This is a genomic window from Chromohalobacter canadensis, from assembly GCF_034479555.1.
Taxonomy (GTDB): domain Bacteria; phylum Pseudomonadota; class Gammaproteobacteria; order Pseudomonadales; family Halomonadaceae; genus Chromohalobacter; species Chromohalobacter canadensis.
Window position 1 is genome coordinate 1232936 of sequence record NZ_CP140151.1, and the last position, 26928, is coordinate 1259863.

General features: G+C 62.6%; 25 protein-coding genes. 13 read left to right on the forward strand and 12 right to left on the reverse strand.

Features of this window, described 5'->3' with window-relative positions; genetic code table 11:
• Positions 1–7: 7 nt before the first annotated feature.
• From dut to slmA, 4 genes are all read left to right on the forward strand, one after another.
• Entirely contained in the window at positions 8–484 is a 477-nt protein-coding gene (gene dut / locus SR908_RS05875; RefSeq protein ID WP_097022196.1) for a dUTP diphosphatase, read from the forward strand.
• A 72-nt stretch (positions 485–556) separates the two neighbouring features.
• Entirely contained in the window at positions 557–1969 is a 1413-nt protein-coding gene (locus SR908_RS05880) for a phosphomannomutase/phosphoglucomutase (protein WP_246919174.1), read from the forward strand.
• Positions 1970–2020: 51 nt separating this feature from the next.
• Complete coding sequence (argB, locus tag SR908_RS05885; protein ID WP_097022197.1) at positions 2021–2938, forward strand: acetylglutamate kinase; 918 nt, start codon at positions 2021–2023, stop codon at positions 2936–2938.
• A gap of 104 nt (positions 2939–3042) precedes the next feature.
• Entirely contained in the window at positions 3043–3660 is a 618-nt protein-coding gene (slmA, locus tag SR908_RS05890) for a nucleoid occlusion factor SlmA (protein ID WP_246919171.1), read from the forward strand.
• A 93-nt stretch (positions 3661–3753) separates the two neighbouring features.
• On the opposite strand, the gene rpoH is transcribed toward slmA, so the two are convergent.
• From rpoH to ftsY, 4 genes are all read right to left on the reverse strand, one after another.
• Entirely contained in the window at positions 3754–4620 is an 867-nt protein-coding gene (gene rpoH / locus SR908_RS05895; protein WP_097022199.1) for an RNA polymerase sigma factor RpoH, read from the reverse strand.
• 153 nt (positions 4621–4773) lie between these two features.
• Positions 4774–5766 carry a permease-like cell division protein FtsX gene (gene ftsX / locus SR908_RS05900; RefSeq protein ID WP_246919168.1) on the reverse strand — a complete coding sequence of 331 codons (993 nt, stop codon included), beginning with the start codon at positions 5764–5766 and terminating at the stop codon, positions 4774–4776.
• Positions 5763–6431, reverse strand: coding sequence for a cell division ATP-binding protein FtsE (gene ftsE / locus SR908_RS05905; protein ID WP_040243093.1), 669 nt, complete (start codon positions 6429–6431; stop codon positions 5763–5765). Before ftsE ends, ftsX begins: the two co-directional genes overlap by 4 nt.
• A 4-nt stretch (positions 6432–6435) precedes the next feature.
• The gene (ftsY, locus tag SR908_RS05910; protein ID WP_246919165.1) at positions 6436–7914 is read right to left on the reverse strand and encodes a signal recognition particle-docking protein FtsY; all 1479 of its coding nucleotides are present in this window, start codon (positions 7912–7914) and stop codon (positions 6436–6438) included.
• On the opposite strand from ftsY, the gene rsmD reads away from it, so the two are divergent.
• Positions 7892–8671: a 16S rRNA (guanine(966)-N(2))-methyltransferase RsmD gene (gene rsmD / locus SR908_RS05915; RefSeq protein WP_322527389.1), complete on the forward strand. Its 780-nt coding sequence runs from the start codon at positions 7892–7894 to the stop codon at positions 8669–8671. The two genes, ftsY and rsmD, sit on opposite strands and share 23 nt — an antisense overlap.
• Before the next feature lie 123 nt (positions 8672–8794).
• Positions 8795–9004, forward strand: coding sequence for a cell division protein ZapB (locus tag SR908_RS05920; RefSeq protein ID WP_097022202.1), 210 nt, complete (start codon positions 8795–8797; stop codon positions 9002–9004).
• Between the two features lie 18 nt (positions 9005–9022).
• Here SR908_RS05920 and rimI read toward each other — a convergent pair whose 3' ends face one another.
• The 7 genes from rimI to prfB all read right to left on the reverse strand — a co-directional run bounded on the left by rimI (position 9023) and on the right by prfB (position 15445).
• On the reverse strand, positions 9023–9499 hold the full coding sequence (rimI, locus tag SR908_RS05925; RefSeq protein ID WP_246919161.1) for a ribosomal protein S18-alanine N-acetyltransferase: 477 nt from the start codon (positions 9497–9499) through the stop codon (positions 9023–9025).
• Entirely contained in the window at positions 9483–10316 is an 834-nt protein-coding gene (locus tag SR908_RS05930) for a hypothetical protein (protein WP_246919159.1), read from the reverse strand. Before SR908_RS05930 ends, rimI begins: the two co-directional genes overlap by 17 nt.
• A 1-nt stretch (position 10317) precedes the next feature.
• Entirely contained in the window at positions 10318–10629 is a 312-nt protein-coding gene (locus tag SR908_RS05935) for a BolA family protein (RefSeq protein WP_097022205.1), read from the reverse strand.
• 67 nt (positions 10630–10696) lie between these two features.
• Positions 10697–12076, reverse strand: coding sequence for an MFS transporter (locus tag SR908_RS05940; protein ID WP_246919158.1), 1380 nt, complete (start codon positions 12074–12076; stop codon positions 10697–10699).
• Between the two features lie 106 nt (positions 12077–12182).
• On the reverse strand, positions 12183–12569 hold the full coding sequence (locus SR908_RS05945; RefSeq protein ID WP_246919156.1) for a hypothetical protein: 387 nt from the start codon (positions 12567–12569) through the stop codon (positions 12183–12185).
• Between the two features lie 170 nt (positions 12570–12739).
• Complete coding sequence (gene lysS / locus SR908_RS05950; protein ID WP_246919154.1) at positions 12740–14248, reverse strand: lysine--tRNA ligase; 1509 nt, start codon at positions 14246–14248, stop codon at positions 12740–12742.
• A gap of 98 nt (positions 14249–14346) precedes the next feature.
• Positions 14347–15445 (reverse strand): peptide chain release factor 2 gene (prfB, locus tag SR908_RS05955; protein WP_097022208.1). Its coding sequence is split into 2 segments (ribosomal slippage): positions 14347–15369 and positions 15371–15445, totalling 1098 coding nucleotides; the frame shifts between segments, so codons are not numbered across the junction.
• Positions 15446–15709: 264 nt separating this feature from the next.
• Between prfB and SR908_RS05960 the strand changes: the two genes are divergently transcribed.
• From SR908_RS05960 to thpD, 5 genes are all read left to right on the forward strand, one after another.
• Complete coding sequence (locus SR908_RS05960) at positions 15710–17311, forward strand: peptide ABC transporter substrate-binding protein (protein ID WP_246919152.1); 1602 nt, start codon at positions 15710–15712, stop codon at positions 17309–17311.
• A gap of 187 nt (positions 17312–17498) precedes the next feature.
• On the forward strand, positions 17499–18425 hold the full coding sequence (oppB, locus tag SR908_RS05965; protein WP_097022210.1) for an oligopeptide ABC transporter permease OppB: 927 nt from the start codon (positions 17499–17501) through the stop codon (positions 18423–18425).
• A gap of 16 nt (positions 18426–18441) precedes the next feature.
• A complete protein-coding gene (locus SR908_RS05970; RefSeq protein ID WP_246919150.1) occupies positions 18442–19383 on the forward strand; it encodes an ABC transporter permease in 942 nt (313 codons plus the stop codon).
• A 7-nt stretch (positions 19384–19390) separates the two neighbouring features.
• Positions 19391–20989, forward strand: a complete 1599-nt coding sequence (locus SR908_RS05975; RefSeq protein WP_246919148.1) for an ABC transporter ATP-binding protein — start codon at positions 19391–19393, stop codon at positions 20987–20989.
• 256 nt (positions 20990–21245) lie between these two features.
• On the forward strand, positions 21246–22151 hold the full coding sequence (thpD, locus tag SR908_RS05980; RefSeq protein ID WP_246919146.1) for an ectoine hydroxylase: 906 nt from the start codon (positions 21246–21248) through the stop codon (positions 22149–22151).
• A gap of 85 nt (positions 22152–22236) precedes the next feature.
• Here thpD and SR908_RS05985 read toward each other — a convergent pair whose 3' ends face one another.
• On the reverse strand, positions 22237–23604 hold the full coding sequence (locus SR908_RS05985; RefSeq protein WP_246919144.1) for an OmpP1/FadL family transporter: 1368 nt from the start codon (positions 23602–23604) through the stop codon (positions 22237–22239).
• A 312-nt stretch (positions 23605–23916) separates the two neighbouring features.
• Between SR908_RS05985 and SR908_RS05990 the strand changes: the two genes are divergently transcribed.
• Positions 23917–24354, forward strand: a complete 438-nt coding sequence (locus SR908_RS05990; RefSeq protein WP_246919142.1) for a MerR family transcriptional regulator — start codon at positions 23917–23919, stop codon at positions 24352–24354.
• A gap of 23 nt (positions 24355–24377) precedes the next feature.
• Positions 24378–26918, forward strand: a complete 2541-nt coding sequence (locus SR908_RS05995; protein ID WP_246919140.1) for a heavy metal translocating P-type ATPase — start codon at positions 24378–24380, stop codon at positions 26916–26918.
• Positions 26919–26928: the final 10 nt, after the last annotated feature.

The following is a 26928-nucleotide window of genomic DNA, read 5'->3' on the forward strand; positions in this document are numbered from 1 at the left end:
CATTCCCATGTCAGATGCCTCGTTGTCTTCCGACACGACCTTGTCGGTGAAGATTCTGGACGAACGCGTACACGACTTCCCGCTTCCCGGTTACGCCACCACCGGCAGCGCCGGCCTGGACCTGCGCGCCTTGCTCGATGGCCCGCTGACTCTGGCGCCGGGTGACTGCGAGCTGGTGCGCACCGGCCTGGCCGTGCACATCGGCGACCCAGGGCTTGCCGGCATGATCCTGCCGCGCTCCGGCCTGGGGCATAAGCATGGCATCGTGCTGGGCAATCTCGTCGGCCTGATCGACTCCGACTATCAAGGCGAGCTGATGATCTCGGTCTGGAACCGCGGCAACCAGGCGTTCGTTCTGGAACCGGGCGAGCGTCTGGCACAATATGTGCTTGTGCCCGTGGTACAGGCCAAGCTCGACATCGTCGAGGACTTCGCCGCCAGCGAGCGCGCCGGAGGTGGCTTCGGCCACTCCGGCCGTCATTGAGTTCGGGCGGGCGACGCTGACGGTCGCCCCGATGTTCACGGCCACATGGCCATCGACTTGAAGGGATTCACCATGAGCCAACAAGCTCCCAATACGTCCATCAGCGCGTCCATTTTCCGCGCCTATGACATTCGCGGCATCGTCGACGACAGCCTGACCGAGGCAGGCGTCGAGCTGATCGGTCGTGCTATCGGTGCCGAAGCCGCCAGCCGCGACGAAGCCACCGTAGTCGTCGCCCGTGACGGCCGCCACTCGGGCAAGCGCCTGCAGGCGGCCCTGATTCGCGGCCTACGCGGCGCAGGACGCGATGTGATAGACATCGGCATGGTACCCACGCCGGTGCTCTACTTCGCCACACACACGCTGGAGGGCACCAGCTCCGGCGTCATGGTCACGGGCAGCCACAACCCACCCGACTATAACGGCTTCAAGATCGTGCTGGGCGGCGAAACGCTCTCCGGCGACGCCATCACCGCGCTTTATCAGCGCATTCAGGACGACGCGCTCGGGGAAGGTGAAGGCAGCCTGCGTGAAATGGATGTGCGCGAGGCGTATCTCGAACGCATCCTCGGCGATGTCAGCCTGAGCGGAAAGATCAAGGCCGTGGTCGACTGCGGCAACGGCGTGGCTGGCGAACTCGGCCCGCAACTGATCGAGCGCCTGGGAGCGGAAATGATACCGCTGTTCGCCGATATCGACGGCGATTTCCCCAACCACCACCCCGATCCCGGCAAACTGGAAAACCTCGAGGACTTGATCCGCACCGTCAAGGAAACCGGCGCGGACATCGGCCTGGCCTTCGACGGTGACGGCGACCGTCTCGGCGTGGTCACGCCCAAGGGCGAAGTGATCTACCCTGACCGCCTGATGATGGCGTTCGCCGAGGACCTGCTCCAGCGTAGTCCCGGCGCGCGTATCATCTTTGACGTCAAATGCACCGGCAACCTGGCCCAAGTGGTCGAGAACGCCGGCGGCACGCCGGAGATGTGGCGCACCGGGCACTCGCTGATCAAGGCGCGCATGAAGGAAACCGGCGCGGCGCTGGCTGGCGAAATGAGTGGCCATATCTTTTTCAAGGAACGCTGGTACGGCTTCGACGACGGCTTGTACGGCGCCGCGCGGCTGCTGGAAATCCTTACCAAGCAACGTACCACGCAGGGTCTGGATGCCGACGCCTTCTTTGAGCGCTTCCCGCAGGATCTCAGCACGCCGGAGCTCAATGCCAAGGTCAGCGACGAGAATAAATTTGCCATCGTCGACAAGCTCGCCCGGGAAGGCGACTTCGGCGAGGATGGTGTGAAGACCACTCTCGACGGCATCCGGGTCGACTATGCCGACGGCTGGGGCCTGTGCCGCGCATCCAACACCACGCCAATGTTGGTAATGCGCTTCGAAGGCAAGAGCGAGGAAGCTCTGGCACGCATTCAGGGCCAGTTCCGCGACGCCCTCAAGCAGGTCGCCCCCGAGGCCGATCTCCCCTTCTGATGCTCGGCGGCCGGTGCTCAAACACCGGCCGCTTTCAAGGAGACAGCATTCATGAATGAACACGCACGCGACCCGCGTCTCGTGGTCGAAATCCTGTCGGAGGCGCTGCCTTACATCCAGCGTTTCTCCGGCAAGACCGTGGTAGTGAAGTACGGCGGCAACGCCATGACCGAGGACACGCTGATCGACTCCTTCGCCCGTGACATGGTGTTGATGAAGGAAGTCGGCATCAATCCGGTAGTGGTGCATGGCGGCGGCCCGCAGATCGGCGATCTGCTCAAGCGTCTGAACATCGAGTCGCGCTTCGTCGGCGGCATGCGCGTCACCGATGCCGAGACCATGGACGTGGTCGAGATGGTGCTCGGTGGACTGGTCAACAAGAGCATCGTCAACCTGATCAACCGCAGCGGCGGCAAGGCCATCGGCTTGACCGGCAAGGACGGCGCACAAATCACCGCGCGCCAGTTGCGCGTCGAACATCAGAGCCCGGAGATGACCGCACCGGAAATCATCGATATCGGCCATGTCGGCGAAGTCGAGCACATCGCCACCGATCTCATCGAGATGCTCACCGCGCGCGACTTCATCCCCGTGATCGCCCCGATCGGCGTCGACGCTGAAGGCCATAGCTACAACATCAACGCCGACCTGGTCGCCGGCAAGGTCGCCGAAGCGCTGAGTGCCGAGAAGCTAATGCTGCTGACCAACGTCGCCGGGCTAATGAATGCAGAGGGCGAGGTCATGACCGGCCTTTCCACCACCCAGGTGGACGCCATGATCGGCGATGGCACCATCCATGGCGGCATGCTTCCCAAGATTCGCTGCGCGTTGGATGCCGTCAAAGGCGGCGTCGCCAGTTCGCATATCATCGACGGTCGCGTACCGCACGCCACGCTACTGGAGATTTTCACCAACGCCGGGGTCGGCACGCTGATCACCGACATCGCCAGTGAAGGCGGCACAGACTGACACTCTCCTCGCACCCGGGACGGTGCGCCGTGATGCGCGACGATTTGTCGACACCCCGGCAGCCCATTAGGATGGGCTAACACGATTCCAATAGAAGAATATCGATGACGCAGGAAACACCTAAGCAAACTCGCCGGGAGCAGATCCTCCAGGCGCTGGCGCTGATGTTGCAGGAGGACAGCGGCAAGCGGATCACGACCGCCGCGCTGGCCCGCCAGGTCGGCGTCAGCGAAGCCGCCCTCTACCGGCATTTCCCCAGCAAGGCGCGGATGTTCGAAGGGCTGATCGAATTCATAGAGGAGACGCTGTTCGAACGCATCCGTCGCATTCTCGATGAGGAGCCGCAGGCACAGGCGCGCTGCCATCATATTCTGACACTGCTGCTGGGCTTTGCCGAAAAGAACCCCGGCCTGTGTCGGCTGCTCGGTGGCGATGCCTTGACCGGCGAGACCGCGCGCTTGCGCGTGCGCATGACGCAGCTCTTCGACCGCCTGGAAACCCAGCTCAAGCAGATACTGCGCGAAGCCGAAATTCACGAAGGATTGCGCACCACGCTACAGGTCTCGGCCGCCGCTAACCTGCTGCTGGCCACCGCCGATGGGCGCATCACGCAATACGTGCGCAGTGACTTCCGCCGCCTGCCCACCGAGCATTGGGAAGATCAGTGGCAGATGCTCTCCGCCCGCCTGCTGGTCGCCACGCCACACCCCGCCCACGTGTAGACGCTGCATACGACAATGCCCGGCGCATAGCCGGGCATTGTTGATTTCGCTTGCGCGATCATCTTGCGACGATCTTTGCGTTAGCGCTCAAACTCAGGCGGCGAAGGCGTCACCGAGCTGCTGTTTGATCTTCTTCATGGCGTTCTTCTCGAGCTGACGAATACGCTCGGCGGAAACGCCGTACACATCGGCCAACTCATGCAGCGTGGACTTGGACTCGGAAAGCCAGCGACGCTTCAGGATATCCTGCGAACGCTCATCGAGCTCACCCAGCGCCGACTGCAGGCGATGCGAAGAGTCCTCTTCCCAGTCTGCGGCTTCGAGCTGCGCGGCAGGATCGTAGCGCTCATCGTCGAGGTAATGGACCGGCGCCTGATAGCCCTGATCTTCATCTTCGGAGGGCGAGGCATCGTAGCCGGCATCGAACGCCGAGAGACGGCCTTCCATCTCGCGCACCACCTGCGGCTTGACGTCGAGATCCTTGGCGATGGCATCGACTTCATCGTTATTGAGCCACGCCAAGCGCTTCTTGGCACCACGCAGATTGAAGAACAGCTTGCGCTGGGCCTTGGTGGTGGCGATCTTCACGATGCGCCAGTTGCGCAGCACGTATTCGTGAATCTCGGCCTTGATCCAGTGCACGGCGAACGAGACCAAGCGCACTCCCTGATTCGGGTCGAAACGCTTGACGGCCTTCATCAGACCGACGTTGCCTTCCTGAATCAAGTCGGCCTGGGGCAACCCATAGCCGGAATAGCTGCGCGCAATGTGCACCACGAAACGCAGGTGCGACATGACCAGACGCCGCGCCGCTTCGAGATCGCCTTGTTCGTACAGACGGAAGCCCAGCTCTCGCTCCTCGTCGGAGGACAGCACAGCAATGCGATTGACGGCCTGAATGTAACCATTCAGGTCATGACCGGGAGAAAGATGACCCACGGGCTGAAGACTGTTGCTCATGCAGATGTCTCCATCGGTTGTTCACCCTGCTTGCGTGGCGTATCCAACATCCACGGCTGCACGGCAAAGGAATCATGTGCCTGATAGCACGCATAACCCATTAGAAGGCTAACTTGAACGAAAGTTCAATACATGCCATCAGGCTTGTCAAGACTAGCGGGGTTTGATGTCGGCAAGATGACGGCCGACGGCTAACCAAGCACCCAGCCAGCCAAGCAGTGTACTACAAAAACATAGCAAAGCCGATCCCCCGAGGCCTAGCCGCGGCAGCGTGAAGTGCGCCCCGTAGCTTTCTGCCAAGGCGGTGACCGGCGCCGACAGCCAGTGGCCGCCCAGGACCAGCAATACGATCGCCAGCACGCCACCGCCCAGACCGTACCAAGCACCGCTATACAGGAACGGGCGGCGTACGAACGCATGCGTGGCCCCGATCAAGGTCACCACCTCGATCTCCTGACGGCGGCTCTCCACTGCTAGGCGAATGGTATTGCCAACCACCAGCAGCACGCCCAACCCGAACAGTCCCGCCAGCGCCAGGGCCAAACGTTGACCCAATTCAGCCAGACGCCGCAGGCGCTCCAGCCAAGCGAGATCGACGCGCGCCTCATCGACGCCATCGACCGCTTCGAGATTGCTCGCCAGCACACGCACCGAATCGGGATCGGTGTCGGCCGGGGTGACCACCACGGCCGCGGGCAGCGGGTTGTCTTCCAGCGAGGCCAGCGCATCCTCGAGCCCGACACCCTGCTGGAATTCGGCCAGGCCTTCGGCGGCAGTCACCAGCCGCGCCCCCGCCACGGGCGTCTGATCGCGCAGTCGCTCAGCGACATCCATCGCCGCGCGCTCATCGAGGCGCGTATCGAGATAGACAGTTACTGTCGCGCTTTCATCGAGCTCGGCATCCAGCAATCGAGCGCTGTCCAGCGCCAGCCACAACCCACTGGGCAGCACCAAGGCGATGGCGATCGCCAGCATGGTCAACAGGCTGCTCAGCGGGCGTTTGGCGAGCCGTTGGGCGCTATCGAGCAACATCGCGCGATGATGACGCAGCCATGCCCGCGTGCGGCTTTCCAGACCTACCTGCGAGGCTCGGGCGCCACGCCGCGCAGGACGCTGGCTTTCCGGAGACGTCGTTCGTCGGGTCATGCCGCCTCCTCGTCGCCGACCAGCCGACCCTCACGCAGGCGCAAGACCCGGTGCCGCAGGCGCGTAATCAGGGCCAGGTCATGACTGGCGACCATCACCGTGGTGCCGATACGGTTGAAGTCCTCGAACAGCCGCATGATATCTGCGGAGAGCTGCGGGTCGAGATTGCCGGTGGGCTCGTCAGCGAGCAGCAACGATGGCTTGTTGACCACCGCCCGCGCGATACCGATGCGCTGGCGCTCACCGCTCGAGAGTTCGATGGGCAGCGCTGTCTCCCGGTACAGCAGGCCCACCTTATCCAACGCGGCACGCACGCGCCGCGCCGACTCGCGGGGCTCCACGCCCTGAATCTCCAACGGCAACGCCACATTGGCGAAAACGCTGCGATCGAAGAGCAGTTGGTGGTCCTGAAAGACCACTCCGATCTGGCGGCGGTAGTAAGGGATCTGACTGAGGTGAAAACGATCGAGGTCGTGACCGGCCACCAGTACGCGACCGCGCGAGGGCTTTTCCAAGCGCATGATCAAGCGCAGCAACGAGCTCTTGCCAGCCCCCGAGTGCCCGGTGAGGAACAACATTTCGCCCCGCCCCACCCGGAAGTTGATATCGGCGAGGGCCTCGGAGCGCCCGCCGTAACGTTTGCCGACATGCTCGAAGACGATCATACCGCTACGCGTCTCCGCCCGTGTCGCGCTCGAACAACGCAGAGACAAAATCCTCGGCAGCGAACGGTCGCAAGTCATCGAGGGTCTCGCCCACACCGATGAAACGAATCGGCGTGCCCAGCTGCTTAGCCAGGGCGAAGATGATACCGCCTTTGGCGGTACCGTCGAGCTTGGTCAAGGTGATGCCGGTCACGGGTATCGCCTCGTTGAAGGTCGAGGCCTGGGAGAGCGCGTTCTGGCCCGTTCCGGCATCCAGCACCAGCATCACCTCATGCGGGGCCTGCTCGTCGAGCTTGGCCATGACGCGGCGCACCTTCTTGAGCTCTTCCATCAGATGGCCCTTGTTATGCAGACGCCCGGCGGTATCGGCGATCAGCACGTCGACACCGCGCGCCTTGGCGGCAGAGAGCGCATCATAGATGACCGAAGCGCTATCGGCGCCGGTATGCTGCGCCACCACCGGCACCTGGTTACGGTCCCCCCATACCTTGAGCTGCTCCACCGCCGCCGCACGGAAGGTATCGCCCGCGGCCAGCATCACACTGCGTCCCTCGTTCTGAAAACGCTGCGTCAGCTTGCCGATGGTGGTGGTCTTGCCGACGCCATTGACGCCGACCATCAGAATCACGAACGGCCCCTGGCCCTTGGGCGGCAATTCCAGTGGCTGGGCGACCGGGTCGAGCAGATCCTGCAGTTCTTCCTGCAAGGCTGAGTAAAGCGCCTGCGGATCCTTCAATTCCTTGCGCGAGACGCGCTCAGTCAGGCGATCGATGATCTCGGTGGTCGCCTCGATCCCCACATCCGCCATCAGCAGTTGGGTCTCGAGATCCTCCATCAACTCATCGTCGATCTGCTTCTTGCCCAGAAACAGACCCGCCAGCCCTTCGGTGAAATTGGCGCGTGTCTTGCCGAGTCCCGACTTGATGCGCGCGAACCAGCTCTTCTTCTTGGGGCGCTCCCGGGGTTGCGCCACGCTTGCCGGCTCATCAACCTGCGACGATGTCGGTGCCTGCGGCGCTGTGTCGGCCGCGTCGGTGCGCACCTCATCCTCTTTGTCGGGCTCGGGCTCGGGCTCGGGCTCGGGCTCGGGCTCGGGCTCGGGCTCGGCAATCGTCTCCGATTCGGCAGCCGGCTGAGAAGACGCCGGCGTCGCCTCGGCATCGGGGGCGACGTCCTCGGCGAGTGCCTCGGCATTGGGGTCAAGCGGCCGGGCGTCGCCCATGGCACCGTCGCGGGGCGTTACCTCGGGGTCATCCAAGGCTTCCCGCGCGGCCTGAGTTTCGTACGGCTCGGGGACAATCTCGGTCGCTTCGCCCGAGTCGGGATCGACCGTTCCAACGGCGCGGCGCGTCTCGTCGTCGGTCGCTTCCTCGTGACCGGTGCCGCCCTCTTCATTGTCGAGCGCCGCCGCGTTCTCTTGCGACTCATCGACGTCCTGGGAGGGAGACTCTTGCTTCTTCTTGCGCTTTAAAAAACCGAACATGGGCGTGATCTACGTCTACGCGGACGACGTGCGCCACGCTCCCCGCGACACGGCGGGAATGACGCCCGGCGTCCTGAAGTGTCTGAATCGCCACATCCTATCACTGTGCGGCGGGTGGCGGTACAATCCGCCGATCATGAATCGACGTCGTTCCTCCTCCAAGCGTCCCGCCCATGGCTCACGCCGCGTCTCGCCGTCACGCGCGAGCGGGCGCTTACGCCTCATCGGCGGCGACTATCGCCGCCGACAGCTGCCCGTGCTCGAACGGCCCGGCCTACGCCCCACACCGGACCGTATCCGCGAGACGCTGTTCAACTGGCTGGCCTTCGAGCTCGCCGGTGCGCATGTATTGGACCTGTACGCCGGCACCGGTGCACTAGGGTTGGAGGCACTCTCACGCGGCGCCGCCCAGGCCCTTTTCGTGGAGACCGACAGCGACGTCGCCGCCAGCCTGAGCGCCAATATCGCCACGCTGGGCGCCAACGGCCATGTACGTCGCCAAGCCGCCATGGCATTTCTCGCCGGCCCCGTCACGCCCTTCGATATCGTGTTCCTCGACCCCCCCTTTCGTCAGGGCCACGCCGTCGACACCTGCCAAGCGCTGGAGGAACACGGCTGGCTAAGTGAGGAGGCGTTGATCTATCTGGAAATCGAGCATGAATGCGAGCCTCGAGTGCCCGCGAACTGGCAACTGCACCGCGAGGTGCGCGCCGGTGATGGCATCGGGCGTCTTTATCGCCGCCACCGCGCTGCCTGACCCCCTGTCGGGACCTGGAGACGCTTGTCGCGCGCGCGCCGCGCGCGTACGCTAGCCGCCAACGGCTCGGCAAGATTCGCCCGTGCCACCCGCATCGCCTCATCCACCGTGTAGGAGAAGTCCATGAGCCTCGAACTTTTCAACCAGCTCGAGCAGAAGGTGCAGAACGCTGTCGAGACCATCGAGATGCTGAAAATGGAGGCGGAAGAGCTGCGCGAAGAGAACACGCGCCTCAAGCAGGAGCGTGACGAATGGGAACGCCGCCTTAACGGCCTGCTAGGCAAGTTCCAGGATATCGAAGACGACGCCAGCGATAACTCTCAAAACCAGTAACCACAGACGGAAGCGCCGTCAGTCGACTGCTTGAGCCTTGAGAGACGTCGACATCAGCACCGCCGCTTCGCGTTCGCCTCCCCTCGTCTCGACGGGGGGATAGTAACCGTGCCGACACCCATCCTCGTCGAAACCGTATTGACGGTACAGCGCCAGGGCGGGTGCGTTGCTTGCGCGCACTTCCAGTAGTAAGCGCTCGGCACCGCCTTGCCGGGCGCGCGCCACGAGATGCGCAAGCAACATGCCTGCTACGCCCTGGCGGCGCACGTGCGGCGCCACGGTAATCGCTTGCAGCTCGGCCTCGAAGGGCAACCAGGCAAGCACCGCATGCCCCAGTAGTGCTGCGTCACGCCACGCCCCCCAGACTTCCAGAGTGTCGTCGGCGAGTGCCCGCGCGAGGGTCGCTCGCTTCCGGGGGTGCACCTGCCCCGCTGCCTCGAGCGCCTCCACGGCATCCAGATGCGCCACAGCGAGACGCTCAAGACGCATCGTCATGTCCGGCCCAGGCCTCGCGCCAAACCGCGAGCTGCGGCCACAATGCGCGCTTGGCGGCGGCAGATGACTTAAGTGCCTCCAGCGACGGCAGCGTCCAGCATGGCAAGCTTAAGGTCTCGCTGCGCGCTTCTTCGAGGGCCAGCACTTCGTTCAGCGTCGCGTCCTGACCGAACACCAACAGCCGCTCGGGACGCCAGCCGCGCCGCGCCTGACCCGAGAGATAGGCACGCAGGCCGTCACGCGCCTCGTCCAGGGGCGCCGTCGACGGCGCGTTATCGACGAGCGGCCATTGAAAACTGCGAAACTCGAGCGCCGCGTCCACGGTAATGCCGGCCGCACGCATCAGGTTGCCAAGTAGCTCACGCGCCGCACGATCAGGCGCATTCACCTCAGGCACCAGCAGCAACCAGCGCCCTTCCAAGGCCGCGACTTGCAGGTCATAGCGCAGCGCCGCGTGCGCCTTGGCCTTGCCGGTGTCAGCGGTCGGCGCTGCCGGCTCGGCGGCAGGCTCCGGTACCGAGGGCGACGCATCGCCCAGCAGCAATGCCCGTGCCGATGCATTCACGGCCGGCTTGTCGGTATCTCGCGATGGCGTCGCCCCCGACGATGTCTCCCCCGGAGGTGGCGTCGGCGGTACCTTCGCCGCATCATCGAGCAGCGCGTGCAAGCGCGCACCATGGCTCGTCGGCGCTTCGACCGGCGGCGCTTCCCATTCGCACGCGGGCGTAGGCAGCGCATTGGGCAGCCGATAACGGCTGGTCCAGGCGCCAAGCCCCATAGCCTCAAGATATTGCAACCGCTGGACGTCGCCTACCATATCAGCCTGCGCCGCCGCCTCGACAATTAGGAGAGTCCGGGCGCGCCGCGGCACGCTGCTGCCATTCCTCGGGTGTATAGAGGTGCAAAGCCAAGGCATGCACCGGGCCGGAAAGCTCGTCAGCGAGCAACGCGTAGACCTGCTGATGGCGTTTGACCGGCATCAGACCCGCGAAGCCCTCGGCGACCAACGTCACCTTGAAGTGCGTTTCGGAGTCCGGCGGCACATTGTGCATGTGGCTTTCGTTCTCGACCGCCGCATGCTCGGGGTCGAGTGACTGCAGCTTCTCTTCGATACGGGCCTGAACATTCATGGCGCCTTCCTCCTATGTCGGATGCGCTTTATTGTAACGTTTTCCCGCGAGGAGGAATAAACATCGCTCACGCCTCGGTACGCGCCAGTGGAATCCGCCACACGCTGAGTGCCAACGCCACCACCACACTGGCGCAGCCCAGCCATAGCGCATACGTCAGCGACCCCCAGGAAAGCGCCAGCATCAGCCCCACGGAGGCGGTCCCCAAAGCCTGGCCGAAGGTCCGTACCGAGGCCAGCACGCCCGAGGCATTGGCGCTGTAGGTCAACGCCACGCTGCCGATCATTTCGCGGTTGTTGGGCGCCTGAAACAGCCCATAGCCGACCCCGCATAACATTGCCCGCCAAGCAATCGACACGGCGCCGGACTCGGCCGTCAAAGTTACCAGGCTCAACATCCCGAGCAGGAAGATCGCCAGGCCGAGCGACGAGATCAACGTTGGATTGAAGCGGTCGGCGAGCCTTCCCGAAAGCGGCCCCATCAGCATCAGTGCCAACGGCCAGGGGGTAAAGAGCAGAGCGGCCTCGAGCGGCGTCGCGCCCATCACCGTCTGGAACATGAACGGCAGCCCCACGAAGGTGATCCCCTGGGCGACGAAGGCCATCAACGAGATCATCGCGGCGATGCTAAAGCGCGTGGCGCGAAACATGGGCAACGGCACCAAAGGTGCATCCGCACGACGTTGACGCCACACGAACAGCACCAGACACAGCACGCTGAGCAGTAACGGCAACCAGGCACTCGTACCGCGCGCACCGTGGCCGATATGATCGAGCGAAAACACGAAACCGCTGAGCATCGAAGCCGACAGCAGAGCCCCCAGCCAATCGAACCCCCGGGATTTGATCGTCTCGCTCGGTAGCGCGCGGATCCCCAGGACCAGGGCCAGCACCCCCAGCGGCACGTTGATGGCGAACAACCACGGCCAACTCGCGAAATGCAGGATGATGCCGCCCAGCGATGGGCCGAAGGCGATGCCGAAGGCCACCACCAGGGCGCCTATGCCGATGGCCGAGCCCAGCAGGCGCGAGGGGAAGATCAAGCGGTACATGGACGGGCCGATGCTCAACATCGCCGCGGCGCCGATGCCTTGCAGCATGCGCGATGCCACCAGCCACTCGAAACTGCGCGACAGCGCACAGCACAGCGAGGCCAACACGAACAGCGCCAAGCCGCCCAAGTACAGGCGTCGCCGCCCAATAAGCCGGCTCAAGGCGGCAAACCCCAGCAACAGAGCCGCACACACCAACTGATAGACGTTGGTGACCCACACTGCACGCGACTCGCTCACCACCAGTTCTTGCGCCAGCGTGGGCAACGCGATATTGACGATGCCGTTATCGAGTACCGACATCAACGTGCCCAGCACCATCACCAGCATCGCCTGGCGGCGCTGGGGACCGGGCAAACCTTCATCGCCGGGACGTGTCACAAAAAGACGCCGCATCAGCACGTCGCCACGCCTTTGGCCCTCACCGACGCTCTTGTCCCGCGACACACCGGCGGTTCAATAGCCGCCGCGTACTGGCTCTCTACACCGCTCACCGAACGCGTCAATCTTCTTCGGTTTCAAGCAGCAAGCCATCGTCGATCTCGGAAATCTCGAGCGGCACTTCATCATCGAGATCCAGCGCCAGATAGCTGTGTTCGACGATGAGAAATGCCTCGAATAACGACCAGTCGAGCGGTTCCGGCCATTGACGCGAGTCTTCTTCCCAAGCGCTCAGCTCGTTCTCGAGCAGATCGAGGTGGCGCTCGCGCACATAGTCGGCCAGCACCTCGGGTGTGTCCATTTCCGGGATAAGGTAGATGGTGCTCTCACGCTCGACATCGTCGAGGGTCAAATCGTCCTCACCGACGGTGGGCTCCAGCGAGTTGATCCAGTCAACGAACGCTTGGGTCGGCTTGACGCTCAGCGCGGAGCGGTTAAGCAGTTTCATCGGGATTCTCCTGGACAGACGGGGCGCGACGCCAAAACGCCGCCATTATGGGCGCTCGAAGCGCCCCTTACCAACAATTTCCACCCCGGCCGAACAGCCCCGCCATGGGCGACTCTCGCCCGCCCATGCTAAGCGCAGGTGACGTACCATGCCAAACTAGCAAAACGCCTTCACTCGGCGGAAGGACGCATCGCCGGGAACAACAACACGTCGCGGATCGACGGGCTATCGGTAAGCAGCATGACCAGACGGTCGATACCAATGCCCTCACCCGCCGTCGGCGGCAGGCCATATTCCAGCGCGCGGACGTAATCGGCATCGTAGTACATCGCCTCCAGATCGCCCGCGTCCTTCTCGGCCGCCTGCTCAGCGAAGCGCTCGGCCTGGTCTTCGGCATCGTTAAGCTCGGAGAAGCCGTTAGCGATCTCGCGGCCACCGACGAAGAACTCGAAGCGGTCGGTGACGTGAGGATTGGTATCGTTGCGCCGCGCCAGCGGGCTGACTTCAGCCGGATATTCGGTGATGAATGTCGGTTGATCGAGCTTGTCTTCTGCGACAGCCTCGAAGATCTCGGTCTGCAGCTTGCCCAAGCCCCAGTTCGGCTTGACGGGAATCCTCAAACGCTCGCAGGTCGCCTGAGCACCGTCGAAGGTATCGATATCGCCTTCGCCGATACCGTCGCCGTATTCCAGAATCGCCTGACGCAGGGTAAGCCGCTGGAAAGGCTCGCCGAGTTCGTAGCTCGTGCCCTGGTACTCGACCGTCGTCGTGCCAAGCACGTCGTGGGCGACGTCGCGAATCATCGCCTCGGTCAGGTCGAGCAGGTCACGGTAATCGGCATAGGCCCAGTAGAACTCGAGCATGGTGAACTCGGGATTATGACGCGTCGACAAGCCCTCGTTACGAAAGTTGCGGTTGATCTCGAAGACTCGCTCGAAGCCGCCGACGACCAGCCGCTTGAGATACAGCTCCGGCGCAACGCGCAGATACATGTCGATATCCAGCGCATTGTGGTGCGTAACGAACGGCCGTGCCGTGGCGCCGCCGGGAATCTGCTGCAGCATCGGCGTTTCGACTTCCATGAAGCCGCGATCGACCAAAAAGCGCCGAATGCCGCTGATCACCCGCGAGCGCACCTCGAAGACACGCCGCGACTCGGGGTTCATGATCAGGTCGACGTAGCGCTGGCGATAGCGCGCTTCGGTGTCGGTCAAGCCGTGAAACTTATCAGGCAGGGGGCGCAGGCTCTTGGTCAGCAAGCGCGCCTCGCCCATCATCACGTACAGATCGCCCTTGCCGGATTTGTGCACCGGCCCGCGCGCCGCGACGATATCGCCGATGTCCCAGCTTTTGACGTCCTCCAGCACCTCGGCGGGCAGGCCTTTCTTGTCGACATACAACTGAATCTGGTCGGAAACGTCCTGGATGACGATGAACGGCCCGCGCTGGCGCATGATGCGCCCAGCGACCGAGGCCTGACGGTCGAGCGTTTCCAGCTCGGCCTTGTCCTTGTCGCCCAGCTCGGCCTGCAATTCGGCAGCGAGACTGTCACGGCGAAAATCGCTGGGAAAGGCGCTACCGCCCTCTTCTGCGGCTTGGGCGCGACGTGCCGCCAACTTGGCGCGGCGTTCCGCGATCAGGTGATTCTCGTCGTGTTGAGAGGAGTCTTGGTTGGCCATATCGTTACCTGTAAAGAATTAACTACGGGCTGCGAGCGATGGGCCACGGGCGCAAGCGGATCGACTATCGCTCACCGCCCGTGACTCGAAGCGCGAGGCTACAGCCCTTGTTTCAGGCTTGCCTCGATGAACTGATCCAGATCACCGTCGAGCACTTTCTCGCAGTTGCTGGACTGCACCCCCGTGCGCAAATCCTTGATGCGCTGGTCATCGAGCACATAGGAGCGGATCTGACTGCCCCAGCCGATATCCGACTTGTTGTCCTCGGCTTCCTGCTTGGCGGCGTTACGCTTGTCCATTTCCAGCTCCCACAACTTCGCCCTGAGCTGCTTCATGGCGAAGTCGCGGTTGGCATGCTGGCTGCGCTGGCCTTGGCATGCCACCACGATCCCCGTGGGTTCGTGGGTGATACGCACCGCTGAGTCGGTGGTGTTGACGTGCTGGCCACCTGCACCGCTGGAACGATAGGTATCGACGCGCAGATCGGACGGATTGACCTCGATCTCGAAGTTGTCGTCGATTTCCGGCGATAGAAACACCGAGGCGAACGAAGTATGCCGACGCCCGCCCGAGTCGAACGGGCTCTTGCGCACCAGGCGATGCACGCCGGTCTCGGTGCGTAGCCAGCCGAAGGCGTAATCGCCTTGAATATGCAAGGTCGCCGACTTGATGCCTGCTACGTCGCCGCTGGATAACTCGATGATATCGGTCTTGAAGCCGTGATGTTCGCACCAGCGCAAATACATGCGCAGCAAGATATTGGCCCAATCCTGCGCTTCGGTGCCGCCGGAGCCGGCCTGGATATCGAGATAGGCGTTATTGGGGTCCATCTCGCCGGAAAACATACGCCGGAACTCGAGCTTGGCGAGCTGGGACTCGAGCTTTTCGAGTTCGCTTCGCACTTCGTCGATGGTGGCGTCGTCTTCCTCCACCACCGCCAGCTCCAGCAGTTCCTGATGATCCGTCAGGCCCCGCTCCAACACGTCGAAGGTCTCGACGACCGCCTCAAGAGTCGCGCGCTCCTTGCCCAGCTTTTGCGCGTAATCCGGATCGCTCCACACATCCGGATTTTCCAGTTCGCGGGTGACTTCCTCTAGCCGTTCTTTCTTTGCGGCATAGTCAAAGATACCCCCTCAGGACTTCTGTCCGTTCGGACAGGTCCTTGAGGAGGTGGTTGATCGGGCTGATCTCTTGCATGGGAATCCTTTTCAGGCGCGCTGATTCGCACCGCAGCGGCATGCTTGCCGGCACACGGTGAAGAAAAGAAGCACATTGTAGCCAATGCACCCGCGAGCGGCTATCCCATGCCGCACTTCGCGGCATTAATAATGCGCTCTATCGAATATGTGAAAAAGCATATACGAAATTTGCAATGGACATGTTTCACCAGACGGGGAGAGGGTAACTCCACGATGTGACGCCTTCGCGGCATCCGGCACAACAACAAGCGGAATAGACAATATGCTTCGACACTCGCACACCCTACTCGGCGCCATGGTGCTGTCTTCTCTGTCATTGACATCCCTGGCCCTGGCGACACCAGCCCAGGCCGAGACACTGAATATCGGCGTGATGGGCGAACTGGCGTCTTTCGATACCTCACAGGTCTCCGGCGGTGTCTGGGAATCCCAAGTCCTGAGAGATGTCTACGAAGGCCTGCTCAAGGAAAACCCCAAGGGCGAAGTCATGCCCGGCATGGCCACCGACTGGGACATCTCCGCGGACGGCAAGACCTACACCTTCCATCTACGCGACGACGCCAAGTGGTCGGACGGCGAGCCAGTCACCGCGGAAGATTTCGTCTTCGGCTGGCAACACCTTCTCGACCCCGCCAGCGCCTCGAAATACGCTTACCTGCTTTACCCGATCAACAATGCCGAAGCCGTCAATACCGGCGACAAGCCGCTCGATACCTTGGGCGTGGAATCACTCGACGATGGCAAGACCCTCAAGGTAACCCTCAAGTCGCCGACCCCCTTCTTTCTGCAGCTACTGACTCACTACACCGCCTACCCCTTGCCCAAGCATGCCGTGGACGAATACGGCAAGCAGTGGGTCAAGATGGACAACATCGTCACCAACGGCGCCTTCACGCCCGTCGAGTGGGTCTCGCAATCGCGTATCAGCGTCGAGAAGAATCCCGACTACTACGAGGCCGATGAGGTCGATCTTGACGGCGTCAACTACTTCAATACCGAGGATCGCAATGCCGCCATCTCGCGCTTCCGCGCCGGCGAGCTGGACATCGTCCGCGATTACCCCTCGAGCCGTTACCAGTGGCTCGAAGAAAACCTGCCAAAAGCCACCCACCTGAGCCCGATGCTGGGGTCCTACTATTATGTGCTCAACACCCGCGAAGGCCGACCGACCGCCGACAAGCGGGTCCGCGAGGCCCTGAACCTGGTCGCGCGCCGCAAGGTACTTTCCGAGCAGATCATGGCCGGCAGTTTCAAGGACGCCTACTCGCTGGTCCCGCCGGGCACCAGCCACTACGACGTCCAGCGCATGGACGGTGTCGATGGCGACTACCAGGAGCGTCTGGCCAGGGCCAAGCAACTGATCAAGGAGGCCGGCTACGGCCCCGACAACCCGCTGCACCTGCAACTGCGCTACAACACGTCCGACGAGCACAAGAAGATCGCCATAGCCCTGGCCGCGATGTGGAAGCCGCTGGGTGTCGACGTCGAGATGACCAACGCCGAAGCCACCGTGCACTACCAGACCATTCAAGAAGGCGACTTCGATATCGCCCGCGCCGGCTGGATCGCCGACTACAACGATGCCGAAAACTTCCTGACCCTGCTGCGCAGCGGCGTCGGCAACAACTACGGCGGCTACGACAACGCCGAATACGACAAGCTGCTCGACCAAGCAGCAAGTACCCTGGACCTCGATAAGCGCGAGGCGCTCCTCGAGAAAGCCGAGAACGTCGCCCTCGATGACTACGCCCTGGTGCCGCTGCTCTATTATGTCACCCGCAACCTGGTCAATCCCGAGCTCAGCGGCTGGCAGGACAATGCCGAGGATGACCATCCATCACGCTGGGTAAGCTTCACCGAGTAAGAACACCTTTTCACCACCTCCCAGTGATAGGTGGGCGCCGATAGCAAGCCGAAGCGAGGGTCATTCGTCATGGATGACGAATGTAGCGCCCAAGGATGGGTTCACAGCGCCCTCGCACAGGCTTGCTATCGGATCAACCCAACCCAGTGATGCCGCCCCGTCTACAGAGCGACGTACGGAATACCCCATGCTGACCTATACCCTGAAGCGCCTGCTCATGGCGGTTCCCACCCTGCTGATCGTGATCACCATCTCGTTTTTCTTGATGCGCATCGCGCCGGGAGGGCCGTTCGACGGCGAGCGCCAATTGCCCCCGGAGATCGAGGCCAATCTCGAGGCGGCCTATCACCTGGACGAGCCTCTTCCCCAGCAATACCTGCGCTACATGGGTAACCTGCTACAGGGCGATTTCGGGCCGTCGTTCAAGTACAAGGATTTCTCGGTCACCGAGCTGATCGCCCAGGGCTTTCCCGTGAGCCTCGAGATCGGCGGCCTGGCAATTCTTCTCGCACTTTTGATTGGCCTCCCGCTGGGCATCATCGCCGCCTTGCGACGCAACACGATGATCGATTACACGGTCATGGGTACGGCACTGGCAGGTATCGCAGTGCCCAACTTCGTGATCGCGCCGATCCTGGCGCTGGTCTTCGGCGTCCTGCTCGCCTGGCTGCCAGCCGGGGGTTGGAATGGCGGCGCCTTACCCAACCTGGTGTTGCCGGTGATCGCGCTGTCGATTCAGCAGATCGCCTATATCGCACGCATGATGCGCGCCAGCATGATCGAGGTCCTGGGCAGTCATTACATCCGCACCGCACGCGCCAAGGGGCTTTCCGAGCGTCAGGTGATCTGGCGCCACGCCATCCGCCCGGCGCTGCTCCCCGTGACTTCCTACCTGGGGCCAGCGATTGCCGGGATCATCACCGGCTCGGTGGTGATCGAGCAGATCTTCGGCATTCCCGGCATCGGTCGCTACTTCGTGCAGGCCGCGCTCAACCGCGACTACACCCTGGTGATGGGCACGGTCGTGTTCTACGGCGCCCTGATCGTACTGATGAACCTGCTCGTCGACCTGCTCTATTCCGCACTCGATCCGCAAATCCGTTATGACGACTGACCGGCGAGGAATGACCATGACGACGGACACCACACCCTACAGCGAGCACACCCCGCCGACCGGTGGCCCCAACCCACCCGTCGAGCCCGACCTCGAAGTCGGCGCGGTCGCTGGCGAGAGTCTCGGCCGAGACGCCTGGCGGCGCCTCAAGCAGAACAAGGCAGCGATGGTCAGCCTGATCTTGCTGGTCCTCATCAGCGCGGTCTGTGTGGTTGGGCCCTACCTGCTCCCCTGGGGACTCGCCGAAGTCGACTGGAACGCCTTCAGCGCCGCGCCGAGCCTCGAGAGCGGACATTTCCTGGGTACCGATGCCAACGGACGCGACTTGCTCACGCGCACGCTTTACGGCGGTCGCGTGTCGCTCTCGGTAGCCTTGGTAGCCACCTTCGTCAGCCTGGTGATCGGGGTGCTCTACGGCGCCATCTCCGGCTATGTCGGCGGGCGCCTGGACAGCGTCATGATGCGCTTCGTCGACATCATGTACTCACTGCCGTTCATGTTCCTGGTGATCCTCTTGATGGTGGTCTTCGGGCGCAATATCTTCCTGATCTACGCCGCCATCGGCGCGGTCGAGTGGCTCGACATGGCGCGCATCGTGCGTGGCCAGACACTGGCGCTCAAGCAACGCGAGTTCATCGAAGCCGCCCACGCGCTGGGTGTCCGCGATCGCAAGATTGTCACCCGCCACCTGATCCCCAACGCCATCGGCCCAGTGATCATTTACGTCACCCTGACCGTGCCCAAGGTCATCCTGCTCGAGAGCTTTTTGTCATTCCTCGGTCTCGGCGTGCAGGAGCCGCTGACCAGTTGGGGCGTGCTGATTTCCGAAGGCACCGACATGATGCAGAGCGCACCGTGGCTGCTGCTCGTGCCATCGCTATTCCTCGCGCTGACGCTGTTCTGTCTCAACTTCCTGGGCGACGGGTTGCGTGACGCCCTCGACCCGAAAACACGCTGAGGTGACCGTGGCTGACAATCTGCTTGAAATCGACAACTTGAGCGTCGACTTCCAACTGCCTAACGGCACGGTGCCGGCCGTCAAGAACGTGAGTTTCTCCATCCAACCCGGCGAGACGCTGGCACTGGTTGGCGAATCGGGCTCCGGCAAGTCGGTCTCTTCGACCGCCGCGATGCGCCTCTTGCCTGAGTTGGCTCGAACGTCTGGCGCCATCCGCTTCAAGAACGAGGATCTCTTGAGCGTCACACCCAAGCGCATGCGTCGCATCCGTGGCAACGCCATCTCGATGATCTTTCAGGAGCCGATGACCTCGCTCAATCCCTTGCAGCGCATCGGGGCACAGATCGCCGAGGTGCTGGAAAAACACCTCGGCCTCAATAAGCGCCAAGCACGCCCCAAGGTCATCGAACTGCTCGAGCAAGTGGGTATCCCCGAGCCTGCCCGGCGCATCGACAGTTATCCCTACGAGCTCTCGGGCGGCCAGCGCCAGCGCGTGATGATCGCCATGGCGCTGGCCTGCGAACCCGAGCTTTTGATCGCCGACGAACCCACCACTGCGCTCGACGTCACCGTCCAGGCGCAGATCCTGGCGCTGCTCAAGGATCTTCAGGCACGTTACGGCATGGCGATCCTGTTCATCACTCATGACCTTGGGATCGTGCGCCACTTCGCCGACCGGATGTGTGTCATGCGCTATGGTGAGCTCGTCGAGTCCGGCACCACCACCGAGGTATTCAGCAACCCGCAACGCGATTACACACGCATGCTGATCGATGCCGACCCGCGTGGCCACAAGGCACCGGTCGACGCGACGCTGCCAATGCTGCTGGAGGCGAAGGACGTGCGCGTACGCTTCGCGCTCAAGAAACGTCTGTTCCGCGCCAGCGAGTATTTCGAGGCGGTCCGTGGCATCGACCTGAGCATTCGTCGCGGCCAGACCGTGGGCATCGTTGGCGAGTCCGGATCGGGCAAGTCGACGCTGGGCCGGGCACTGCTGCGCCTGCTCAAGAGTCGCGGCGAAATTCGCTTCGACGGCCAGGACATCGCCGCGCTGGATACCGCCAACATGCGACCGCTGCGCTCGCGCATGCAGGTGGTCTTCCAGGACCCCTTCGGCTCGCTTTCGCCTCGCATGACCGTCGGCGAAGTGATCAGCGAGGGACTGCGCGTGCACCACCCCGAGCTCAACCGCCGCCAGCGCGAGGCGCAGGTGGTGGAGGCGCTAAAGGAAGTGGCGCTCGACCCGGCGATGCGCAACCGCTACCCGCATGAATTCTCCGGTGGCCAACGCCAGCGTATCGCCATCGCCCGGGCGCTGGTACTCAAACCGGAATTCCTGCTGCTCGACGAGCCCACCTCGGCGCTCGACCGCTCGGTGCAGGTCACGGTGATCGACCTGCTGCGCGACCTGCAGCAGAAGCACGACCTGACCTACCTGTTCATCAGTCACGACCTTTCGGTGGTACGTGCGCTAGCCGATACCGTGTTGGTGATGAAAGAGGGCCAAGTCGTCGAACAGGGCGCGACCGACGCTATCTTCGCCAACCCGCGCGAACGCTATACCCAAGAATTGATGAGGGCCGCCTTCGTCGGCGACGCCGCTTGACCCCGACCCCCCCCTCCCTCGTAAAGTCCACTGCAAACGCAAGACGTTTGCAGTGGCGACGATGAATGGGTTGGCCTTAACACATGCTAAATACACGCTCTCGACTGTGGCGTAGCCTCATCGCGTTCGCCTAGCAAGTCTGGCGAGCTACAAAGGCATACACGGCTGTGTTTGTCGGCGCCAACCTCTCCGACTACGTTTACACGGGGGGGAATGGCGCAATACCGTTCCCAGCAGACTAATGGAGGAGTTTGCGATGAAAGAGACTCAAGACCTATTCCCGACGCGCCTGGAACGCAAACTGGGGATGTTCGAGCGCATCGACCCGGTGGTGCATAGCGAAGGCGAGCAGCGCAAGGGGCCGCTCAGCGAAGCCGAGCTCGACGAGTTCGAACGCAAAGGCTTCCTTTCCTTCGAAGGATTCTTCGATGAGGACGAGATGGCCGCGTTCCTCGAGGAGTTGGGCGACTACGAGAACGATGATGACCTCAAGCTCTCGGAAGGTACTATCCTCGAGCCCAGCAAGCAGGAAATTCGTTCGATCTTCGGCATCCACGAGATATCCAAGCGTTTCAGCCGCCTGACTCGCGACCCGCGCCTGCTGGCGATGGTCCAGCAGATCCTCGGTGGCGATGCCTATATTCACCAGTCGCGGATCAACTACAAGCCCGGCTTCAAGGGCAAGGGCTTCGACTGGCATTCGGATTTCGAGACCTGGCACAGCGAAGACGGCATGCCACGCATGCGCTCGGTGAGCTGTTCGATCATTCTCACCGAAAATGGTGAATTCAATGGTCCGCTAATGCTGGTGCCCGGCTCGCACAACTACTTCGTTCCCTGCGTCGGCCGCACGCCGGAGAACAACTATAAAGAGTCGCTCAAGAGTCAGGAAATCGGCGTACCGGACGATGCCAGCCTGCGCGACCTGATGATCAAGGGCGATATCGAGGCGCCCAAGGGGCCAGTCGGCTCGCTGGTGATGTTTGAGTGCAACACGCTGCATGGCTCCAACATCAACATGTCGTGCTGGCCACGCAGCAACCTGTTCTTCGTCTATAACAGTGTCGAGAACACGCTGCACGACCCGTACTGCGGCAACCGTCCTCGGCCCGAGTTCCTGGCCAACCGCAAGGACTGGAGCCCCCTGAAACCTGTCGAATAAGACATCGTCAGTCAAAGTGGGAAAACGACGAACCCTGGCACATCGCCGGGGTTCGTCGTCATGCAGGCCCATTGCGCGACATGGGTCAGAAGCGATAATCCATCGACAGCGCGAAGACGTTGGCGTCGACTTCATAGGTCCCGGAAAGGTTGCCACGGTTGGCATTCTCGGGCTTGGTACCGGATTGATCGATATCGCCATCGTCGCCGAAGACGTGCATGTAGCCCGCCGTCACGCCAAGGTTAGAAGTCGGCATCCAGGTCGCCCCGAGCGTCGCCCAGCGACGGTCGGCATCCGGTACACGCGGCGTGCGGTGTTCGCTGTCCGGCACCGGCGATTCATCGATACCCAGGCCGGCGCGCAGCAACCACTGCCGGTTGAGCTGATAGTTAGCCCCTACCGAGAAGGCCCAGGTATCGTCCCAGTTTTCGGTTGTGGTGCTTGTGTCAGGTGGGCCATTCTCGAACTCGACGGTAAGCTCCTCGAAGCTACTCCACTCGGTCCATTCGGCATTGGCCATCAAGGCGAGCCGGTCGGTCAACTGATGATAGATACCCAGATTGAGGTTAGCCGGCGTGGTGATATCTGCCTTGCCCCCTCCATCTTGTAGCTGGCCCGATGCCTGCGCTCCCGCCAGCACCTGCTGGCCGACCGGATTGTCGGAGCTGTAGTCGACGTCACCGTCTAGCGTCAGTTCGACTTCTGAGCGGTAGCTGATGCCCAGACGGGTGCGCTCGGTGGCCTGGAACAGCGCCCCCAGGGTGTAGCCGTAGCCCCAGTCATCGCCGGTCACCTCGGCCATGCCATCGGCATTACCGATCGCTGTGGGTGGGAGCGGGTTAGTGTTGTTAGGGTTAGCCCCAACAGCTCCAAGGTCAATGGCGTTAGAGAGCGTGGCATCGGCATACTGAGCGCGTAGCCCCACGGCGAGGTTGAGGCGGTCGGTGGCACGATAGTTCAGCGTCGGCTGGATATCGATAGTCTCAAGCTCGGTTTCGACGGCGTGATAACGCCCGATCCATTCCTTGTCATATTTCGTCGAGAGGCCATACGGCGCGGAGATCGCCAGCCCCAGATCGAACCGTTCATTCAGGCGCGTCTTGAAGGCGAAGCTGGGCACCCAGGCTTCTTCGCCACCCTCGCGCGAGCCACCACGATCGTAGCTGACAGGTACTCCGGCTGGACTCGCCGATGCATCGGTCAACTCGAAGTTGGCATCAACATAGGAAATGCCGCCAGCGATTTGGGTACCCTCGACATTACCGATGGCTGCCGGGTTAAAGGTCATATAGCTGACATCCTCGGCACCGGCCGCCGCACCTGCCATGGCGTTACCCAATGCCTTGGCGCTCTGTTCACGAACCTGAAAGCCCGACGCGGCAGCCTGACCGGATGCGATCACGGCAGACGCCAGCGTCACGGCGAGTGTGAGCTTGTTGATCTTGTTATGCATGAAAACGTCCTCTTCTGCGGAGACGTGGAGGCGAAAATCTTCTAGATTTTTTACCCTTGCCCGAATAATGGCGTGCCTCTTCGTTTTGGCCGATGGGCGTTTTCAAGTCAAGAGCAAACGTTTGTTTTAATCTTGGAAACGCTCATTCTTTAGTCTTACCAAGAATCCTGCATCTCATGCCTTTTAAGGTAGCGGGAGTATTTATGTATTTATTTCAATATTTTAAACGAAAGAACTGTAAATAGACTGGGCTTGCCTTGACCTTTGTGTTACCCAAAGGTTCTAGACTTCTCATATCACTCAGGAGGCCCCATGAAAGTCAGCGATCTGGCCCGCGCCGCCGACGTCACCGGCGAAACGGTGCGCCATTACACCCGCGAGGGGCTACTGCACCCGCAGCGCGATCCCGGCAACGGCTATCAGCTCTATGATGCCGACGACCTCAATCGCCTGCGCTTCATACAGCGAGCACGCACGCTGGGGTTCAGTCTTCGCGAGGTGCGCGAAATTCTCGAGCACGCCGACCATGGCGACTCGCCGTGCCCCATGGTGCGCGACCTGCTGGCCGAACGCTTGCCGGAAATTCAGTCGCGCATCCGTGAGTTGCAGGCCCTGGCGACGCGCATGGAACACGCTTTGAGCGCCTGGAGGGACATGCCGGATGGCACGCCCGACGGCCATAGCTTGTGCCGGCTGATCGAGAGTCTGCCCATGGAAAGTGACGACGGTTTCTCACGCCAGGCGCCATGAGCGCCCCGAACGGAGAACGCAAGATGAGCACAACGGCTCCCCATTCTTTCACCGTGCCCGGCATGAACTGCCAGGGCTGCGTCAAACGCATGCGCGAGGCGATCCAAGCCGAGGATGGCCAGGCCGACGTCATCGGCGAGCCCGGTGAAAAGCGTCTCGACGTCACAGCATCTCTGGACGCGTCGCGCCTGAGCGCGTTGCTCGAGCAGGCCGGCTACCCACCGGAAGCGACGGCGAGCACCACTGACGACGGCGCATCGGCGACGGCTTCGAGCGACGACCGACAAGATACCCAAGTAACGTCCGAAGGGGCGCCAGTTCGTCTATCGTTGTCCGGCATGACCTGTGCCGGCTGCGTCAACACCATTACCCAGGCCTTGAATGCTACGCCCGGCGTGCGCTCGGCCAGCGTCAACTTTGGCTCGCATACCGCCGAGATCTTCGGCGACGCGCGCCCCCAGCAACTGATCGATGCCGTCGAAGCGGTCGGCTACGGTGCCGAGCGCATCGAGGATCTCGGCCAGGCGGCGCGCACGCGTGAACAAAACGAGGCGCACGAGTACCGTCAACGGCTCCGCGACACCGCATTGGGGCTCATCCCCGGTGTGCTGCTTATGGGCAGCATGCTGTTCCACCATCCACAGTTGAACGGTCCGGAACGCTGGGTCTGGCTGCTGATCGGTGTGGTAACGCTGGGCATCATGGCCACGGCGGGCCGGCGCTTCTTCGTCAATGCCTGGAAAACCTTCCGTCATCATCAGGCCAACATGGATACCCTGATCGCCGTCGGCACCGGCACCGCCTGGCTCTATTCGATGACGGTGGTACTGATCCCCGAGGCGATTCCAGTCGCGGCGCGTGGGCTCTATTTCGAAGCCTCGGTGATGATCATCGGCTTGATCAGTCTCGGCAATGCCATGGAGTTGCGCGCCCGGGGACGCACGTCCCGGGCGCTCAACCGCCTGCTCGACCTGCAAGCCCCCACCGCCCGGGTAATCCGCGACGGTGATGAACACGACGTACCGCTCGAGGAAGTTGCCATCGACGAGCGGATTCGCGTGCGTCCCGGCGAGCGCCTGGCCGTGGATGGCCGTATTGAAGAAGGCGACAGCCATATCGACGAATCGATGTTGACTGGGGAGCCGCACCCCGTCGCCAAGCATCCCGGCGACGAGGTCAGCGCGGGCACGGTCAACGGCCGTGGCACGCTGGTCTATATCGCCACCCGTATCGGCGCCGACAGTCGCCTGGGGCACATCGTCGAGCAGGTGGCCAGCGCCCAGAACTCTCGCCCCCCCATCGGCGCCCTGGCCGACCGAATTTCCGCTATCTTCGTGCCCAGTGTGTTGATCATCGCCGTACTCACGGCACTGGCCTGGTTCAATTTCGGCCCCGCGCCGCAGTTGGTCCACATGCTGGTCACCGCCACCACCGTACTGATCATCGCCTGCCCCTGCGCGCTGGGGCTGGCAACACCGATGTCGACCATGATCGGCGTCGGCAAGGCCGCCGAGCACGGCATCCTGGTGCGTGATGGCGATGCACTGCAGACTGCCAGCAAGTTGACCACGCTGGTCGTCGACAAGACCGGCACGCTGACCGAGGGTCGCCCACGCATGACCACCGCTCAGTGGGCCACCGAGGATACCCACACCGCCTTGAGCTGGGTGGCGGCCCTCGAACGTGGCTCCGAGCATCCCCTCGCCGAGGCCCTCGGCGACTACGCCGACCAGCAGGGCGCCACACAGACCGCGCTTCCCGAGCTGCGCGAGTTTCAAGCGCTCAGCGGGCGCGGTGTCACCGCCATGACAGACACCGGCCAGTCGCTGCGCTTGGGCAACGCCGCTCTGATGCACGAAGGTGATGTCGAGCTGGGCCAGGCCCAGGCATGGGGCGCCGAGCTTGAAGAGAAGGCACAGACACCGCTCTATCTGGCCGCCGACGGGCAAGTGCTGGGCGTCTTCGGCATCAGCGATCCGTTGCGCGAGGATAGCCGCGACGCCGTCGCACGCCTGCAAACGGACGGCATTGAGGTCGTCATGCTGACCGGCGACAACGCACATACCGCCCGGGCCGTGGCTCAGGCGTTGGGCATCGCGCGTGTCGAGGCCGAGCTGTTGCCCGAGGACAAACGCGAGATCGTCGCGCAGCTGCAACGCGACGGCCACCTCGTTGGCATGACCGGCGACGGCATCAACGACGCCCCGGCCCTGGCACAAGCCAACGTGGGCTTCGCCATCGGTCAGGGCACCGACGTGGCGATCGAATCGGCGGGTATCACGTTGATGCGCAACTCCCTGCATGGCGTGGCCGATGCCATCGAGATCAGCCGCGCCACGCTGCGCAACATCAAGCAGAACCTGTGGGGCGCCTTCGGCTACAACGGCCTGGGGATTCCCATCGCCGCCGGGGTGTTCTATCCGCTGACGGGGATGCTGCTCTCACCCATCGTCGCTGCCGTGGCCATGTCGCTGTCCTCGGTCACCGTGGTCAGCAACGCCAATCGGTTAAGGCTTTTTAAATCCACGCCACAGAGCGCCAAGACATCCCAGGAGGACGCATGACGTTTCTCGT